Source organism: Streptomyces sp. NPDC057694 (assembly GCF_042799415.1).
GTDB lineage: Bacteria > Actinomycetota > Actinomycetes > Streptomycetales > Streptomycetaceae > Streptomyces.
This window is the reverse complement of record NZ_JBHVIX010000031.1, coordinates 38,457-54,582: the sequence shown is the minus strand read 5'-3', so window position 1 is coordinate 54,582 and position 16,126 is coordinate 38,457. Positions and strand designations below refer to the sequence as shown.

Sequence of the window (16,126 nt, the reverse complement as noted above, 5' to 3'; positions counted from 1 at the left end):
GAGCGAGGGTGGGGGCGGGGGGGCGGCCCTCCGCTCCCGGCCTCCTGCCGTCTGACCCAACACCCTTCCGGGGGGGGCGCCACGCAACCCCCTCCCCACCCCCGTCGGCGACGACCCAGCGGGGGATTTTCCATGGCCGACCCGAAGCGCGACCGGCTCGCCGACGCACGCGTGTACCTGTGCACCGACGCGCGCAAGCGCCAGGGAGACCTCCCGGAGTTCCTCGACGCCGTGCTGGCGGGCGGGGTGGACATCGTCCAGCTCCGCGACAAGGGCATGGAGGCCGGCGAGGAGTTGGAGCACCTCGCCGTCTTCGCCGATGCGGCCCGCCGCCACGGCAAGCTGTTCGCGGTCAACGACCGGGCGGACGTCGCCCACGCCACCCGCTCGGACGTGCTGCACCTGGGCCAGGGCGACCTGCCCGTGCCCGCCGCCCGCGCCGTCCTCGGCGCGGACGTGCTCATCGGCCGTTCCACGCACGCCGAGGCCGAGGCCGAGGCGGCCGCCGTCCAGGAGGGCGTGGACTACTTCTGTACCGGCCCCTGCTGGCCGACCCCCACCAAGCCGGGCCGCCACGCACCGGGTCTCGACCTGGTGCGCCACACCGCGGGCCTCGGCACCGACCGCCCCTGGTTCGCCATCGGCGGCATCGACCTGGGGAATCTGGACGAGGTCCTGGAGGCCGGCGCCCGCCGCGTCGTGGTCGTCCGGGCCATCACCGAGGCCGACGATCCGGGCGCCGCCGCGGCCGAGTTCGCCAAGCGCCTGCGCTCCGCCTAGCGCGTGTCCGCTGGGTGGACGGGGATTAGGGTCTCCCGGAATCCGTCAGTAACCTGCCCGTATGGCCCTAGGTACCCCTTCCACCAGGACTGATCGCGCCCGCACCGTGCGCGACATGCTCGCGACCGGCAAGACGACGTACTCCTTCGAGTTCTCCGCGCCGAAGACCGCCAAGGGCGAGCGCAACCTGTGGAACGCGCTGCGCAGGGTCGAGGCCGTCGCCCCCGACTTCGTCTCCGTGACGTACGGCGCGGGCGGCTCCACGCGCGCGGGCACCGTCAAGGAGACCGAGCAGATCGTCGCCGACACGACGCTGACGCCGGTCGCCCACATCACCGCCGTCGAGCACTCCGTCGCCGAACTGCGCAACATCATCGGCCAGTACGCGGATGCCGGGATCCGGAACATGCTCGCGGTGCGCGGCGACCCGCCCGGCGACCCGATGGGCGACTGGATCTCGCACCCCGAGGGCCTGACGTACGCGGCCGAACTCGTCGAGCTCATCAAGGAGTCCGGCGACTTCTGCGTGGGCGTCGCGGCCTTCCCCGCGATGCACCCGCGCTCCGCCGACTGGGGCTCCGACGTGCGGCATTTCGTCGACAAGTGCCGTGCGGGCGCCGACTACGCGATCACCCAGATGTTCTTCTACCCGGAGGAGTACCTGCGGCTGCGCGACAAGGTCGCCGCCGCGGGCTGCGACACCCCGATCATCCCCGAATGCATGCCGGTCACGAGCGTGCGGATGCTCGAACGCCTGCCCAAGCTCAGCAACGCGGACTTCCCTCCGGAGTTGAAAGAGCGGATCCTCACAGCCAAAGACGATCCGGCCGCTGTACGCTCCATTGGCATCGAGTTCGCTACGGAGTTTTGCGCCAAGCTGCTTGACGAGGGAGTGCCGGGTCTGCACTTCATTACGCTCAACAACTCGACTGCGACGCTGGAAATCTACGAAAACCTGGGCCTGCACGACCAGCGGGCCTGATGGGCCGTACCCACCCGGGGCTGCGGCCGTACGAGAGGGGCGTACATGGGCTGGGCGGTCCTCTATATCGCGTTCGGACTGGTGGCGCTGTGGCTGCTCGGTGAGGTGCTGCTGCAGTACAAGGCGCGACTGCGCTGGCGGTTGCTGGCGTTCGGCGGCTTCCTCGGAGTGGTCCTCGGCGTCCTGATGCCCTCGGTGATCGTCATCGGGCTCGGCGCCATCGCCTTCGCGATCGGACAGACTTACGTCACGCTGTCGTTCCGCCGCGGCTTCGCGTCCGGCTGGGCCCTCAAGGGCGGCCCGGAGGCCGGCACCGACACCGAGGCCAAGGGCAAGAGCGGCAGGCGAGGCAGGAGGGAAACGGTCCGGCAGGACCCGACCCTCGAAGTCTCCGACCTGGAGTATGAGCAGGGCGCGCAGGGCGCGGCGGCGGACGACTACGCGCCGGTGCCGGAGAGCGCGGCCGAGTCGACCTCGGTGTACGCCCCGGAGCCGATCCCCGAGGACACCGGCCAGTACGGCGTCTACAGCGACGCGGCGTACGCCCAGGCGAGCCAGGGCGCCCAGGACTACGGCTACGACACCGGGTCCTACGGCTACGACCAGAACACCTACGGGTACGACACCGGGCAGCAGCCCTATGCCGCTCCGTACTCGGACCCGTACATCGGCGCGCAGAGCTACCCCGAGCAGCCCCAGTACGGCGACCCGTACGCCACGGGCCAGCAGCAGTACAGCGACCCGTACGCGACGGGCGCCGGCTACGGCGGGGAGACTCCGCCCGGCGGGGTCTGGGTGCCGCAGCAGCGCGCGGGTGACGAGTACGGCGGGGAACTGCCGCCCGAGCAGCCCTATCCCGCGTACCCGCAGCACGACCCGAACGCCGGGTACGACACCGGGTATCAGCAGGAGCAGCAGTACCGGTACTGAGCGGTTGGGGCCGCGGCCCGGCTCACTGCGAGCCGCGGAACTGGGGCCCCTCCACGATCAGCCCGCCCACCAGGGCGCCGGACATGCCCGCGTGCGGCAGTCCGCCGCCCGGGTGCGACCAGCCCCCGACCGCGAAGAGCCCCGGCAGCGGTGTGCCGTTCGCCGGGTGGAGCAGCTCGCCCCGCGCCGCCGCCATGGCGGGCGCGGGCACGGCGCCGCCGTCCGCGCCGGTCGCCTCCGCGATGTCGCGCGGGGTGCGGATCTCCTGCCACAGAAGGCGCTCGCGCAGACCGGGCACCGCGCGCCCGGCCGCCTCGACGACCGAATCGGCCCCGGCGTCGGACACTTCGGCGCCGGGCGGCACCGTCACGGTGACGGTCACCGCCTCGTGCCCGTCGTCCGGCACCTGGGAGGCATCGCCGGGGCGCAGCACCGCGACCGTCGGTCTGTCCGGCCACGCGGCGCCGTCGAACAGCCAGGCCGTCTCGGCGGCCCGGTCCGACCCGTGCACCACCGTGCGGTGCGGTGTGCCCTCGGGCTGCGCTCCGCGCAGCGCGAGATGCACCGTCAGCCGGCTGGGCACGGCCGTCTCGGCCCGGGCCGGGACCGAGCTCCGTACGGACTGCCCCGGCACGAGTGCGTCGAGCACACCGGGCGCGACGCCCGCCACCACGAACTCGGCGTCCTCCACCGACCCGTCGGCCAGCTCGACGCCCGCCGCGCGCCCGTCCTTCACCACGACCCGGGCGACGCCCGCACCGAATCTGAACTCGACCTTCCGCTTCAGGCAGCGCGCGTACACCGCGTCGGCGAGGGCCCGCAGGCCGCCGGCCACCGCCCAGGTGCCGAACGTCTGCTCCATGTACGGCAGGACGGCCGCGCTCGCCGGTGCGGTGCGGGGATCGAGACCGTACGCGAGCGCGTAGCTCTCCAGGAGCGCCACGAGACGCGGGTCCCCGCCGAGCTCCAGGACGCCGATGTCGGCGAGCGTGGTCGCCGAGCGCGCCTTGCGCAGCAGCCGCTTGTGCGGCACCGACGGGTAGGGCTCGCGCTCGGCCAGCACCTGCCAGTTCGGCCACAGGGGCTCTTCCAGCAGGGGGCGGCGCGAGCGGTCCCAGGCTTCCCGCGCCCGGTCCATGAACGCCGACCAGCGGGCGCCCGCGCCCGCGCCGACCGTCGCGTCCAGCGCCTCGGCGACGCCCGCCCGCCGGGCGTTCGGCAGGTCGGCCGTCGTGCCGTCCGCGAAGACGTGCCGCGCGGCGGGCTCCACCTGGGTGAGACGGACGAGGTCCTCCAGGGGCTCCTTGCCGGTCTTGATGAACAGGTCGCGGTAGACCGCGGGCAGCGGGAGCAGGCCGGGGCCCGTGTCGAACGCGAAGCCGTCGCGCTCGAAGCGGCCCACCGCTCCGCCGTACGTCGACGCGCGCTCGAAGACCACCGGTCGGTGGCCCGCCACGGCCAGCCGAGCGGCGGCCGCCATGGCGCCCATCCCCGCGCCGATCACCGCAATTCGTGCCATGCCAGGGACTGTATCGGCCACCTCTGACAATGCCGCCGCCAGGTCAGGGCGGGGGCTGCGGCTCCTCGCGGGCGATCCGTCTCTCCTCGCGCCGCTGGGCCCGTCTGCGCAGGAATCTGCGGATGCGGCTGATCAGGAAGACCAGCACCACCAGGCCGGCGACGAGCAGCACCGCCGCGATCACCGCGGCCGCCACCGGATGGAACATCGCGAACGTGACGATCCCGGCGACCCCGAGATCCTCGGCGGTGCTCATCAGGAAGTTCGACGCCGGTTCGGGCGAGGTGTTGATCGCCATCCGGGTACCGGCCTTCACGGCATGACTGGCCAGCGCCGTCGAACCGCCCACCGCGCCCGCCGCCAGATCGGACAGCGATCCGCTCTGCCCGGCGAGCAGCGCCCCCACGACCGCGCCCGCCACCGGCCGGATCACGGTGTGCACCGAGTCCCACACCGAGTCCACGTACGGGATCTTGTCGGCGACGGCCTCGCACAGGAAGAGCACGCCCGCCGCGATCAGCACGTCAGGGCGCTGCAGCGACTCGGGGACGTCGTCGGTCAACCCGGTCGCGCCGAAGACACCGAGCAGCAGGACCACCGCGTACGCGTTGATGCCGCTCGCCCAGCCACTGGTGAAGACCAGAGGAAGTACGGACACGCAGGTGATCGTAACCAGTACGGAACTCTCCGTGCCTGGGGATGAGCGCGCAGGTCTGAGTATCCGTACCTAGGTAGGGAGATGAGTAGATGCGCGGATGGGGTTCTACCTGCGTAGACGGAAGAGTGGAGGCCACGGGGAAGGGCGCGGCCCCCGGCACCGCCGACACGGGGCGGCGGAACGGTGACACAGCGCCCTTGACCGCTCCTCTCGCCCGTCAGGGCGGGAGCGAGGCACGGGGGACCGAGGGAGACCCGACGGGGGAACGACGGGGATCTCACGGGGGAAACGGGGGATGCGCCGGTCCGGTGAGGCCTGAGAACAGTCACAGGCCTTGCCGGACCGGCGCTCTACGTAGTGGCGCCTTTTCGGGGATGCCCCCGGAAAGTCACGCCTTTCCGGTCAGCGGCTGACCGCCGCCCACCCGCCCCTGGAGCAGCAGCGACAGCGCGGCGTGCACATCGTCCAGCGAGCGCTCCGGCTGGAACGCCTGCCAGTCCAGGGCCGCCACCAGGACCATGCCCACCAGCGCGGCCGCCGTGAGCGGCACGTCGATCTCGTCGCTCAGTTCGCCGCTGCCCACGGCGTCGCGCAGCACGCCCTCCACGACGGCCACCGCCTCCTGGCGGACCACGGCGAGCGTGGACTGCCAGGCACGGTTGGTGCGCCACAGCTCGGCCACGTAGAGCTGGGTGAAGGCCGGGTACTCGTCGATGAAGACCAGACCCGCGCGGATCATCGCGTCCAGGGCGTCGATCTTGCTGCCGCCCCTGTCGGCCGCCTTCTGTGCCGCGTCCCGCAAGGAGGCGGTGAGAAGCCCGACGCCGTGCCGCAGCAGCTCTTCGAAGAGGACCGACTTGCTGGCGAAGTTGTAGTAGACGGTGCCTTTCGCCACCCCGGCGCGCTCGGCGATCTCGTCGACCGTCGTGGCGGAGAAACCCTGCTCCGCGATGAGCGTGACAGCGGCCTCGTAGAGCTTCTGCCGGGTGGCCTGGCGCCGTGTGCTGCTTTCCATGCCCCTGATTCTCACAGGCTGCCCGGCGGGCGCGCTCACAGGCTCAGCTCCGGATGCAGCCGGTCCAGGCTCCACACCTGCTTGCGCCGGGCGGTCAGCGCGGTGAGGGCGAGTGCGCCCGCTGTGAACGCCGCGAGGACCGCGCACGCCGTCCACACGGGGCCGAGCCCGCCGCCGGAGATCAGCCTGCGCAGCGCCTCCACGACATAGCTCATCGGCAGGAACGGGTGGATCGCGTTGAAGAAGCCGGGGCTGGTCTGCACGGGATACGTGCCGCCCGCCGACGTCAGTTGCAGCATCAGGAAGGCGAGGACGAGGATGCGGCCGGCCGCCCCGAAGCGTGCGTTCAGCCACTGCACGATGGCCGCGAAACAGGCCGTGACCAGGCACAGGAAGCCGACCGTTCCGGCCGCGTGCAGCATCTGGAGGCCGAGGGCCCAGTGCAGTACGGACATCAGGGCCGCCACCTGGAGCACGCCGAGCGCGGCCACGGGCAGCCAGCCCGCGAGTGTCACCCGCCAGGAGGAGGCGCCCACGGCGAGCGCCCGCCGGTTCAGCGGCGCGATCAGCATGTAGGCGACCATCGCGCCCACCCACAGGGACAGCGGAATGAAGTACGGGGCGAAACCGGTCCCGTAGTTGGGTGCCTTGTGCAGCGACTGGGAGGCGAGCCGCACCGGGTCCGCCATCACCTCGGTGCGTTGGTCGCGGTCCTTGGTGTCGTAGTCGGGGATCTTCCCGACGCCGTCGTGCAGTCCGCCCGCCAGCTTCCCCGAACCGTCGGCCAGTCGGTACATGCCGCCGTCGAGCTCCTGCGCGCCGCTCTCCAGCCTGCCGACACCGGAGTCGAGGTCGTCGGCGCCGGCCGACGCCGTGCCGAGGCCCGTGTGCAGCGTCCGGGCGCCCGCGGCGACCTGCCCGGCCCCCTTGTCGAGCCGGTTGATCTGCGCGACGGCGTTCTCGACGTCCTTGTCGAGCGTCGGCGCGTGCCGTGCCAGTGCCGCGGACTGCTCCTGGAGCGTCGCCAGCTGCCTGTCCATGGCGGCCAGGTCGCCGTTCTGGTCCTGGATGAGGGTGTTCAGGTCGTCCGAGACGGTGGCGACGTCCGCGGCCGCCGTCATGGCCTTCTTCAGGTCGGGGCAGGCCGGGTCGTCGAGCAGCGCCTTCTCGCAGCGGCGCTCGTAGATCGCGGCGAGGATGTCCGATCCCGCGTGGGCGCCCTGGCGTGCGGTGGGGGCGAGCTTCACCAGGTCGTCCAGGTGGTGCCGGACGCCCGCGGCCGAGTCGGCGACGAGCCGCGCGGTGTCGCCGATCGCCTTCTTGTTGTCCTTCAGGAAGGGCAGCACCTGGTCGGCCGCGCCGTTGACCCGGGTCGCGAGCTGCCGCGTGCCGTCGGCGACCTGCCGGGACCCGGACTCCAGGTCACCGGCTCCCTTGTCGAGCCTGGTCAGGCCGCTCGCCAGGTCGCCGCTGCCCTTCTTGGCGTCCTTCAGCCCTTCGGCCAGGTCCTTCGAGCCCTTCTCGGCCTTTCCGATGCCGTCCTTGAGGTCGTCCGCGCCGTCGGCCGCCTTCTTGGTCGCGTCATGGATGTCCGAGAACGAGATGAAGATCTTGTCGAGGAACGAACGCGACGCGTTCGTGGACGCGGCCGAGCGCACCTCCGAGAACACCGTCCGCGAGATCTGCCCGACGATGTAGTTGTTCGCGTCGTTCGTGCGCACCTGGAGGGCGCCGGTCTCGGGAGCGTCGCCGGAGCTGGACGCGATGCGCGTGCTGAAGTCCTTCGGCATGGTCAGCGACAGGTAGTACGTGCCGTCCTCCACGCCCTTCGCGGCCTGTGCGGAGTCGACCTCGTGCCACTGGAAGGTGTCGCTGTCGTACAGCCCCTTGGTGATGTCGTCGCCCGCGGTGATCTTCCGGCCGCCCGCCTTCGCCCCCTGGTCGTCGTTGACGAGCGCCACGGGGATCTTGTCGAGCCGCCCGTAGGGATCCCAGAAGGACCACAGGTACAGCGCCCCGTAGAGCAGCGGCAGCAGCAGAAGCGCGACGAGCGCGGCGCGCGGCAGCTTCCCTCTGCCGAAGCGCCTCAGCTCAAGCGCGGCCAGCTTCGGCGAACGCATCGGCCGTCTCCTTGTCGGTCGTGGACGGGTCGGCGGTACGTACGGGGGCGGTCGACACGGTGAGTACGTCGTCGGGGGCCTCGCTGCACACGGCGAGCACCGTGGTGCCGCCGGCGGCGACGGCCCTCAACTGGTCCCAGACCTCGGCCCGTTCACGGTCCGAGAGCTTCAGGTCGGTGTCGTCCACGCCGATCAGCCGCGGCCGGCCGATGAGGGCGAGGGCCAGCGAGAGGCGCAGCGCCTCCACGCGCTCCAGGTCGCGCACCGCGGTACGGGCCTTCTTGGGCAGCGTGTCGAGTGCGAGGCCCGCTCCGGCCAGCGCGGCGTCGATCCGCCGCCGGGCCAGGGCCGCCCGCTCCCGGCGCGGGCGCAGCAGCGCACGCCACGAGCCGTCGAACCGGCGCTGGAGCAGCTCCCGCTCCCGCAGGTGCTCGGCGACGGTCAGCGCCGGATCGAGATCGGTCACCCCGGGCACGTGCGCGAGTGCGCTGACGCGCCGCACGGCGGCCATCTGCTTCGGCAGCCCGAGGTCTGCGACGCGGGCCTCGCCCTCGGCCGGGCGCATCCGGCCCGTCAGCGCGAGCAGCAGGCAGGTGCGGCCGCTGCCGGACGGCCCCTCGACCGCGATGAGCGCTCCCGGCTCCGCGTCGATGTCGACGCCCCGGAACGCCCACCCGCGCGGTCCCTTCACCCCGAACCCCGCGGCGGCGACGGCGGCCCCGCCCTGCGGCCCGTCCATGACCCTCCCCCTCGGCGCCCGACAAGGGGCCACCTTTTGAGCTGACTTCTTTTGAACTGACTGGTCAGTGCAAAAAACTAACGCGAACCTTCGATCGAAGCAAAGGCGCAGGTCAGGGCCGATTGTCAGTGGCGTCCTTCACGATGGGCACATACGGCCACTGCGCCGTCACACAGACGACAGGAGGTTCGTCATGGCCGGACATCGCGCATCCACCGCGGCCGCCGCCGCACGACGCCGCGCCGCCACTGGCCCTGCCCCCTCACCGACCGGCCCGGCGAGCGACGTCCACCCGGTGCTGCGCCGGGCCGGTGCGCCACCCGCCGCTCTCGACCTGCTCGCCCAGGCCCGCGCGGGGCTCGACGAGGCGGAGACGCTCGAAGCGCCGAACGAGCGGTACGCGACGGCTCACCTCGCCGCCCTGCGCACCGCCGCCGCCGTGCTCGCCGCCCGCGGCCGCCCCGAGTCCACCGCCAAGCGCCGTGCCCGGATCCGCAGCGCCTGGGAAGTGCTCCCCGAGATAGCGCCCGAACTGACCGAGTGGAGCGCGCTGTTCGCCTCCGGCGCCACCCGCCGGGCCCGCGCGGAGGCGGGCATCCGCGGCGCGGCCGGTGCCCGCGACGCCGACGATCTGCTGCGCGACGCGGCGATGTTCCTGCGCCTCGTCGAGCGGATGCTCGTCCTCCAGCCGGTGCTGCCCGGCCCCCGGCAGGAGAGCGGGGAGCGGGGCGTGCCCGACGCCGGGTGAGCGCTGGCGATGCCCCACGTCCGGGCCCATTAGGGTGGAGGCGCCCGTATCAGTTCACGCTCCGCCCGTCGGCCGGAGCCGCGCCGAGGAGTCACCTGCAGTGTCGGACCCGACTCGCCCGCCCGCCTCCCCTCGCCGGCCGCAGCCGACGTCGCAGCGCTCCGACCCCTTCGGCCCCCGCGCCTCACTCCGTACCGCCGTGGTCTGGGAAGTCCTCAAGGACGCCCTCGACCGTCGCGCCAAGGCCGCGGGAAGCCAGGCGCTCGACGTGCTCGACACCGGGGGCGGCAGCGGCAACTTCGCGGTGCCGGTCGCCCGTCTCGGCCACCGCGTCACCGTCGTCGACCCGAGTCCGAACGCGCTGTTCGCGCTGGAGCGCCGCGCCGCCGAGGCAGATGTCGCCGACCGGGTGCGCGGCGTCCAGGGCGATGTCTCCGGCCTCTTCGACGTCGTCGAGCGCGGGGGTTACGACGCGGTGCTGTGCCACGGCGTCCTGGAGTACGTCGAGGAGCCGGAGGAAGGCGTGCGCAACGCCGCGGGCGCGCTGCGTCCGGGCGGCGTGCTCAGCCTGCTCGCCGCGGGCCTCGGCGGCGCCGTGCTCGCGCGGGCCCTCGCCGGCCACTTCAAGGAGGCCCGGCAGGCGCTCGACGATCCGGCGGGCCGCTGGGGCGACGCCGACCCGGTGCCCCGGCGCTTCACCGCCGAGCAGCTCACCCGGTTGGTCGCAGGCGCGGGCGTGGATGTCGGCGCGGTGCACGGCGTGCGGGTCTTCGCCGACCTCGTCCCCGGAGTCCTCGTGGACACCGAGCCCGGCGCCCTTCAGGAGCTGCTCAAGCTGGAGGCGGCCGCCGCCGAACTGCCCTCCTTCCACGCCGTGGCGACCCAGCTGCACGTGCTCGGTGAGAAGCAGGTGCAGGACGAGGCCTGAGCGACCATCACGCCGCACCGCTGATCAGCGGCGCAGCGGCAGATGGAGTACGCCACAGGCCCCCCGATCCGGCGTCCGGCGCCGTATGATCGGAGCAGACCGTCCGGCATGACGGGTCGGCCACCGGGGAATGACGTCCCTGGAGGCCGGAGCGGCGTGACGCGGTCCGGAATGGTGAAGTTGGCGTAGAGGGGCGGGTTTCACGGGGGCGATTCCCTGCCTATCCTGAAGGGGACCCCCGGTCGCCCCGGCGACTGCACGATGAGGAGGACTCCGTGCCGCTCTCGGAGCACGAGCAGCGAATGCTCGAGCAGATGGAGCGAGCGCTGTACGCCGAAGATCCCAAGTTCGCGACAGCGCTTGAGGGAAGCGGGCTGCGTACATACACCCGACGTCGGGTCTACCAGGCCGTGGCCGGTTTCCTGGTGGGTATCGCGCTCCTCATGGCTGGAATGGTCGCGAAGCAGATCTGGATCAGCGTGGTGGGATTCCTCGTCATGCTGGGGTGCGCGGTGCTCGCCGTCACCGGCTGGCGCAAAGCGCCCAAGCCGGGTGAACAGTCGGCCGGAGCCGTGCCGGGAGGCACCGCGGCCCGGCGCCAGAGCAAACCGAAGCGGTCGGTGATGGACCGCATCGAGGAGCGCTGGCAGCGCCGCCGCGACGAGCAGGGCGGCCGCTGAGTACCTCCGGGCCCCCTCACGGGTCCCGTTGACGAACGTACGTGTGTGAAGGGTGACCGCGAGGTGCGGTCACCCTTTGTGCGTAACGGACAGGAAGGCGCCGGCCCCCGCAGGGGCCGGCGCCTTCGTCGCACACCATGAACCGGCTCAGCTCTCCTGACCGGACGGCCGGGAACGGGCCGCGCTCCAGCGGGCCCGCAGCCCCGCCGTGAACCGTGCCCGGTGCTCCGCCACCGCCCACGCCACCCGGACGGCCGAGCGCGGCGCGAGCGTCGCCCGCAGCCGCGTCGTACGGCTCACCTCGGCGCGCAGCCCGGCGTGCACCCGCCGCGCATCGTCGCCGAGCCCCGAGGCCGGCTGCGGCCGGGGCGCGTACAGCACCTGCTCCACCGCCGTCGCCACCCGCCGCACCGCGTCGGCGGCCGGTGCCTCCAGCTGCCCGAGACGCACGATCCGGGCCGCCGCCTTGCGCGGCGTCTGCGAATCGTCCGGCGGGATGCCGTGGTCCCACGCCGTGTCCGTGACCTCGCGCCAGGCCGCCAGGGTGCGCCCGGCGACATCGGCGTCGGTGCGGCCCCCCGAACCGAGCCGCAGCGCCCGGACCCGCAGCCGCCACAGCATCGGCAGCAGCGGCACCACCAGGACCAGCAGGGCCGCGAGCGTCACCAGCAGGATCGTACCGAGCGGCGGTCCGTCGTCCGACGAGCCCGTGACCAGCGCGGGGGCCGTGCTGGCGCACCCGCCCTCCTTGCGCTCCTGCACCGAGCAGCTGTCCGACTCCGACGGCTGCGCCGAGGACGACGCGGCCGAGGAGGACTCGTCGGGCGCCGCCGAGACGGACGAGCCGTCCGACGGAGTGGTGTCCTGCGTGTACTCCGGCGTGTAGCCACGGGTCGGCGTCGGCTCGAAGCGGGTCCAGCCGACCCCCTCGAAGTACAGCTCGGGCCAGGCGTGCGCGTCCCGCAACCCCACCGTGTACGTGCCGTCGCCCGAGGCGGAGCCCGGGGTGAAGCCGACGGCCACCCGGGCCGGGATGCCCAGCGTCCTCGCCATCGCCGCCATGGAGAAGGCGAAGTGGACGCAGAAGCCCTCCTTCTGCTTCAGGAAGCGGACGATGGCGGCGGAACCAGTGCCCGTCTGCACGTCGGTGTTGTACGTGAAGCCGCCGTCGAGCGCGAAGTAGTCCTGAAGCTTCACCGCGCGCTCGTAGTTGTTCGCCGCGCCCTGGGTCACCTGGAGCGCCGTCCGGCTCACCACGTCCGGCAGCGACGCGGGCACCTTGGTGAACTCCTTCAGCACATTGGCCGGCGGCTGCCCGGCGTTGGCCAGCTGCTGCGCCGTCGGCTGCACGACCAGGCTGTTCACGCTGTACTGCTTGCCGCGGGTCGTCTCCCCGTGGTCGCCCACCAGGGTCCGGCCGACCTTCTCGAACCGCCAGCGCCCGTCGATCGACACCTTCGAGGCGGGGAACGGCATCGGCAGCCAGGTCTGGGTGTACCAGTCGGCGGCCTTGATGTTCGTCTGCACCTCGGTCCTGCGGATGTCCGAATCGAGGCCCTGCGGGTTCGGCAGCGTCGAGGGGACATCGGTGATGGGGCGCACCGACGGGCGCCAGGCGGTGCCGTCGAACTCGTCGAGCGAGACGATCCGCAGATACATCTCCTGGGCCTGCTCGGCGTTGGTCCGGTACGTCATCACCGTCCGGTCCTCCGGCTGGTTCAGGCTGTTCTGCAGCGAGATCAGCGGATTGACCGCGGAGATCGTGCCGCCACCGCCCGAGCCCGCCCCCACACCCGAACCGGACGGGCCGAGGACACCGCCGTCCAGGGCGGGCAGCGCCAGCGGAACGACCAAGGCGATGCCCAGGGCCACGGCGCCGATGCGCCGCCCGGTGCGGACCGGGGCGGTCGCGGCACCCGGACCGTCGGCCACCGGCGCGCTGCCGAAACCGCGCCCCGTGCCGCCGAAGACCCGCCCCCACTGCGAGAGCCGGTCGCGCCCCTCGGCGAGCAGCAGCACCAGATAGCCGCCGGCCGCGAGCACGAACCACAGCCAGTCGGCGCCGCCCTCGGAGAGCCCGGCGGCGACCGAGTACAGCGCGAGCAGCGGAAGTCCGGCCGGGGCCGCGCTGCGGAACGTCACCGCCAGCGCGTCCACCGCGAGGCCGATCACCAGCGTGCCGCCCACCAGCATCAGCCGGATGCCGTCGGAGACCGGCGCCGGGATCGCGTACCGGCCGACGTCGTCGCCGCCCGCCTCCAGAAGCATCCCGAAGTACCGGAAGGCCTCCGGGCCGGGGACGATCGCGCCGATCGCCTGCTCCCGGGCGAAGGACAGCGTGAGCAGCAGCAGCGACACCAGCGCCTGCGCGCCGATGGTCAGCGGCCGGGCGAGCGGCACCCGGCGGGCCGCGGCCCCCACCGCGGCCTGGATCGTCAGCAGGATCGCCGCTTCGAGCAACCAGCTCGACTTGTCGACCAGGGGCAGCAGGGAGCACGAGGCCAGGAACGTCGCCAGCGTCGCGCAGATCGACAGTCGGGCACCACCGCTCATGACCAGCCCCCAGCCGTGCTCGTACCCGCCGTCTGCGCGCCCGAGCGGTCCCGGTCCGCCTGCCGCCACACGTCCACCAAGGACGCGCCGGCCGGTACGGCCACCGCCGTCCAGCCCGCCTCCTGCAGCATCCGCAGCCGCTCCGCGCAGCGCGCGGCCGGGGCGGCGCCGGAGCCCTGCGCCCAGGTCTCGCTGTCCAGCAGGAAGGCGATCGCGCCGCCGCTGCGCTGCCGCATCTTGGCGGCCACGGCCGCCTGCTCCTCGTCCAGGTCGCCGAAGAAGGCGATCAACAGTCCCTCGTTCCCCCTGCGCAGCACCTCGTACGCGGACGAGAGCGACACCATGTCCGAGTGGTCGACGACGGCGAGCGTGTCCATCATCAGGCCCGCGGCGTCCGCCGACTGCTGGCTGGCGCCCGCGAAACCGTCGCTGCCCTCGCCCGGCACGGAGGCACCGGTATCGGTCAGCAGCCTTACCGAGAAGCCCCGTTCGAGCATGTGCACCAGGGCGGAGGCCGTGCCGGACACCGCCCACTCGAAGGCCGAGTCGGGGCCCGCGCCCCGGAAGGCACCGTCGCGCGTGTCGAGCAGCACCGTGCAGCGGGCCCGCTGCGGCTGCTCCTCACGGCGCACCATCAGCTCGCCGTAGCGCGCGGTCGAACGCCAGTGGACGCGGCGCAGGTCGTCGCCGTAGCGGTACCCGCGCGGGATCACGTCGTCGTCGCCGGCCAGCGCCAGCGAGCGCTGCCGCCCGTCCCCGTACCCCTTGGCCTCGCCGGCCAGCCGCACCGACGGCAGCGCCTCCACGCGCGGGATCACCGTCAGGGTGTCGTACGCGGAGAAGGACCGGGTCAGCTCGCACATGCCGAACGGATCGGTCAGGCGCAGCTGCAGCGGGCCCAGCGGATAGCGGCCGCGCAGATCGGAGCGGACCCGGTAGGACACCTCGCGGCGGCCGCTCGCCTCGACCCGGTCGAGGACGAAGCGGGGCCGCGGCCCGAGCACGTACGGCACCCGGTCCTGGAGCATCAGCAGACCGGTGGGCAGCCGCGAGATGTTGTCGATCCGCAGATGCACCCGCGCCTCGGAACTCGCGGGCACGCGCGCGGGGGAGAGGCGGCGGCTGCCCGCGACCCGGTAGCGGGTGCGGTACAGCACGCCCGCGCAGACCAGCGGCAGCGTCGCGAGCAGCAGACCGACCCGGAGCAGATCGCTCTGCCCCAGGACGTACGCGCAGATGGCCGCGGCGATACCGGCGGCGAGGAACGAACGGCCGCGGGTGGTCAGTCCGGACAGCGCCGTGCGCAGGCCGCCCTTGTCCGCCTTGTTCCCCCTGTCTCCCCTGTCGCCCGGCGCGCCGCCGTCCGTGAACCCGCCCCCGGGGTCGGCCGCGTGGTACCCCCCGGACGCCATCACGGCCTCCGTGTGCCGGGCGACTGCTGGCCGTAGACCGGGGGCGTCGCGTTGTCGAAGCCCTGCTGGGGGGTGCGGGTGTCCGCGGCCGGGACCGGGATGCGCTGCAGGATGTCCAGGACGACCTGCTCGGCCGTGCGCCGGTTCAACTGCGCCTGGGCGGTGGGCAGCAGACGGTGCGCCAGGACCGCCACGGCCAGCGCCTGCACATCGTCCGGCAGCGCGTACTCGCGCCCGCTGAGGGCCGCCGACGCCTTGGCCGCGCGCAGCAGGTGCAGTGTCGCGCGCGGGGAGGCGCCGAGTCTGAGATCCGGGTGGGTGCGCGTGGCGGCGACCAGGTCCACCGCGTAGCGCCGTACGGCATCGGCTACGTGGACCGTGCGCACGGCGTCCACCAGCTTCACGATGTCGTGCGCGTGGGCCACCGGCTGGAGGTCGTCGAGCGGCGACACCCCGCCGTGCACGTCCAGCATCTGCAGCTCGGCCTCCGGGCTCGGATAGCCGATGGAGACGCGGGCCATGAAGCGGTCGCGCTGGGCCTCGGGCAGCGGATACGTGCCCTCCATCTCGACCGGGTTCTGCGTCGCCACCACCATGAAGGGACTGGGCAGTTCGTAGGTCTTGCCGTCGATGGTGACCTGGCGCTCCTCCATGGACTCCAGGAGCGCGGACTGCGTCTTCGGCGACGCGCGGTTGATCTCGTCGCCGATCACGATCTGCGCGAAGATCGCGCCCGGCTTGAACTCGAAGTCCCGCCGCTGCTGGTCCCAGATGGACACGCCGGTGATGTCCGACGGCAGCAGGTCGGGGGTGAACTGAATACGGCGCACCGAGCAGTCGATGGACCGCGCGAGCGCCTTGGCGAGCATCGTCTTGCCGACGCCCGGCACATCCTCGATGAGCAGGTGCCCCTCCGCCAGGAGCACCGTCAGCGAAAGCCGTACGACCTCCGGCTTGCCCTCGATCACACCCTCCACCGACCTGCGGACCCGCTCCGCAGTGGTGGTCAGATCAGTGAGGCTCGCTCGATCGTCATAGGTCGTCACCCGGCCCTCCTCGGCC

At 72.7% G+C, this 16,126-nt stretch carries 14 protein-coding genes; 6 read left to right on the top strand and 8 right to left on the bottom strand.

All coding sequences use genetic code 11. From position 1 onward, the window contains the following. The first annotated feature begins 132 nt into the window (after positions 1 to 132). The 3 genes from thiE to ACFVDP_RS38970 all read left to right on the top strand — a co-directional run bounded on the left by thiE (position 133) and on the right by ACFVDP_RS38970 (position 2,692). Positions 133 to 780, top strand: coding sequence for a thiamine phosphate synthase (thiE, locus tag ACFVDP_RS38980; protein WP_383500890.1), 648 nt, complete (start codon positions 133 to 135; stop codon positions 778 to 780). A 61-nt stretch (positions 781 to 841) separates the two neighbouring features. After that, positions 842 to 1,762 (top strand): methylenetetrahydrofolate reductase [NAD(P)H], encoded by a 921-nt coding sequence (gene metF, locus ACFVDP_RS38975; protein ID WP_383500887.1) that lies wholly within the window; start codon positions 842 to 844, stop codon positions 1,760 to 1,762. Between the two features lie 45 nt (positions 1,763 to 1,807). Further along, entirely contained in the window at positions 1,808 to 2,692 is an 885-nt protein-coding gene (locus ACFVDP_RS38970; protein WP_383500884.1) for a hypothetical protein, read from the top strand. A 22-nt stretch (positions 2,693 to 2,714) separates the two neighbouring features. On the opposite strand, the gene ACFVDP_RS38965 is transcribed toward ACFVDP_RS38970, so the two are convergent. From ACFVDP_RS38965 to ACFVDP_RS38945, 5 genes are all read right to left on the bottom strand, one after another. Then, positions 2,715 to 4,211 (bottom strand): phytoene desaturase family protein, encoded by a 1,497-nt coding sequence (locus ACFVDP_RS38965; protein WP_383500881.1) that lies wholly within the window; start codon positions 4,209 to 4,211, stop codon positions 2,715 to 2,717. A 43-nt stretch (positions 4,212 to 4,254) separates the two neighbouring features. Continuing rightward, positions 4,255 to 4,869 (bottom strand): DUF4126 domain-containing protein, encoded by a 615-nt coding sequence (locus ACFVDP_RS38960; RefSeq protein ID WP_383500878.1) that lies wholly within the window; start codon positions 4,867 to 4,869, stop codon positions 4,255 to 4,257. 388 nt (positions 4,870 to 5,257) lie between these two features. Beyond that, positions 5,258 to 5,884 (bottom strand): TetR/AcrR family transcriptional regulator, encoded by a 627-nt coding sequence (locus ACFVDP_RS38955; RefSeq protein WP_383500875.1) that lies wholly within the window; start codon positions 5,882 to 5,884, stop codon positions 5,258 to 5,260. 35 nt (positions 5,885 to 5,919) lie between these two features. Then, positions 5,920 to 8,004 carry a YhgE/Pip family protein gene (locus ACFVDP_RS38950; RefSeq protein ID WP_383500872.1) on the bottom strand — a complete coding sequence of 695 codons (2,085 nt, stop codon included), beginning with the start codon at positions 8,002 to 8,004 and terminating at the stop codon, positions 5,920 to 5,922. Beyond that, positions 7,976 to 8,743, bottom strand: coding sequence for an ATP-binding cassette domain-containing protein (locus tag ACFVDP_RS38945; RefSeq protein ID WP_383500869.1), 768 nt, complete (start codon positions 8,741 to 8,743; stop codon positions 7,976 to 7,978). Before ACFVDP_RS38945 ends, ACFVDP_RS38950 begins: the two co-directional genes overlap by 29 nt. Positions 8,744 to 8,936: 193 nt before the next feature. Between ACFVDP_RS38945 and ACFVDP_RS38940 the strand changes: the two genes are divergently transcribed. From ACFVDP_RS38940 to ACFVDP_RS38930, 3 genes are all read left to right on the top strand, one after another. After that, positions 8,937 to 9,491: an SAV_6107 family HEPN domain-containing protein gene (locus tag ACFVDP_RS38940; RefSeq protein ID WP_383500866.1), complete on the top strand. Its 555-nt coding sequence runs from the start codon at positions 8,937 to 8,939 to the stop codon at positions 9,489 to 9,491. A 100-nt stretch (positions 9,492 to 9,591) separates the two neighbouring features. Beyond that, positions 9,592 to 10,419, top strand: a complete 828-nt coding sequence (locus ACFVDP_RS38935; RefSeq protein ID WP_383500863.1) for a class I SAM-dependent methyltransferase — start codon at positions 9,592 to 9,594, stop codon at positions 10,417 to 10,419. Between the two features lie 275 nt (positions 10,420 to 10,694). Continuing rightward, on the top strand, positions 10,695 to 11,099 hold the full coding sequence (locus tag ACFVDP_RS38930) for a DUF3040 domain-containing protein (protein WP_383500860.1): 405 nt from the start codon (positions 10,695 to 10,697) through the stop codon (positions 11,097 to 11,099). 147 nt (positions 11,100 to 11,246) lie between these two features. Here ACFVDP_RS38930 and ACFVDP_RS38925 read toward each other — a convergent pair whose 3' ends face one another. From ACFVDP_RS38925 to ACFVDP_RS38915, 3 genes are read right to left on the bottom strand one after another with little or no spacing between them, the layout of a single operon-like run. Next, positions 11,247 to 13,652 carry a DUF3488 and DUF4129 domain-containing transglutaminase family protein gene (locus tag ACFVDP_RS38925; protein ID WP_383500857.1) on the bottom strand — a complete coding sequence of 802 codons (2,406 nt, stop codon included), beginning with the start codon at positions 13,650 to 13,652 and terminating at the stop codon, positions 11,247 to 11,249. Beyond that, positions 13,649 to 15,064 (bottom strand): DUF58 domain-containing protein, encoded by a 1,416-nt coding sequence (locus tag ACFVDP_RS38920; RefSeq protein ID WP_383500854.1) that lies wholly within the window; start codon positions 15,062 to 15,064, stop codon positions 13,649 to 13,651. Before ACFVDP_RS38920 ends, ACFVDP_RS38925 begins: the two co-directional genes overlap by 4 nt. After that, positions 15,064 to 16,110: an AAA family ATPase gene (locus tag ACFVDP_RS38915; protein ID WP_383500851.1), complete on the bottom strand. Its 1,047-nt coding sequence runs from the start codon at positions 16,108 to 16,110 to the stop codon at positions 15,064 to 15,066. The genes ACFVDP_RS38920 and ACFVDP_RS38915 overlap by 1 nt, the downstream gene beginning before the upstream one ends. Positions 16,111 to 16,126 lie beyond the last annotated feature (16 nt).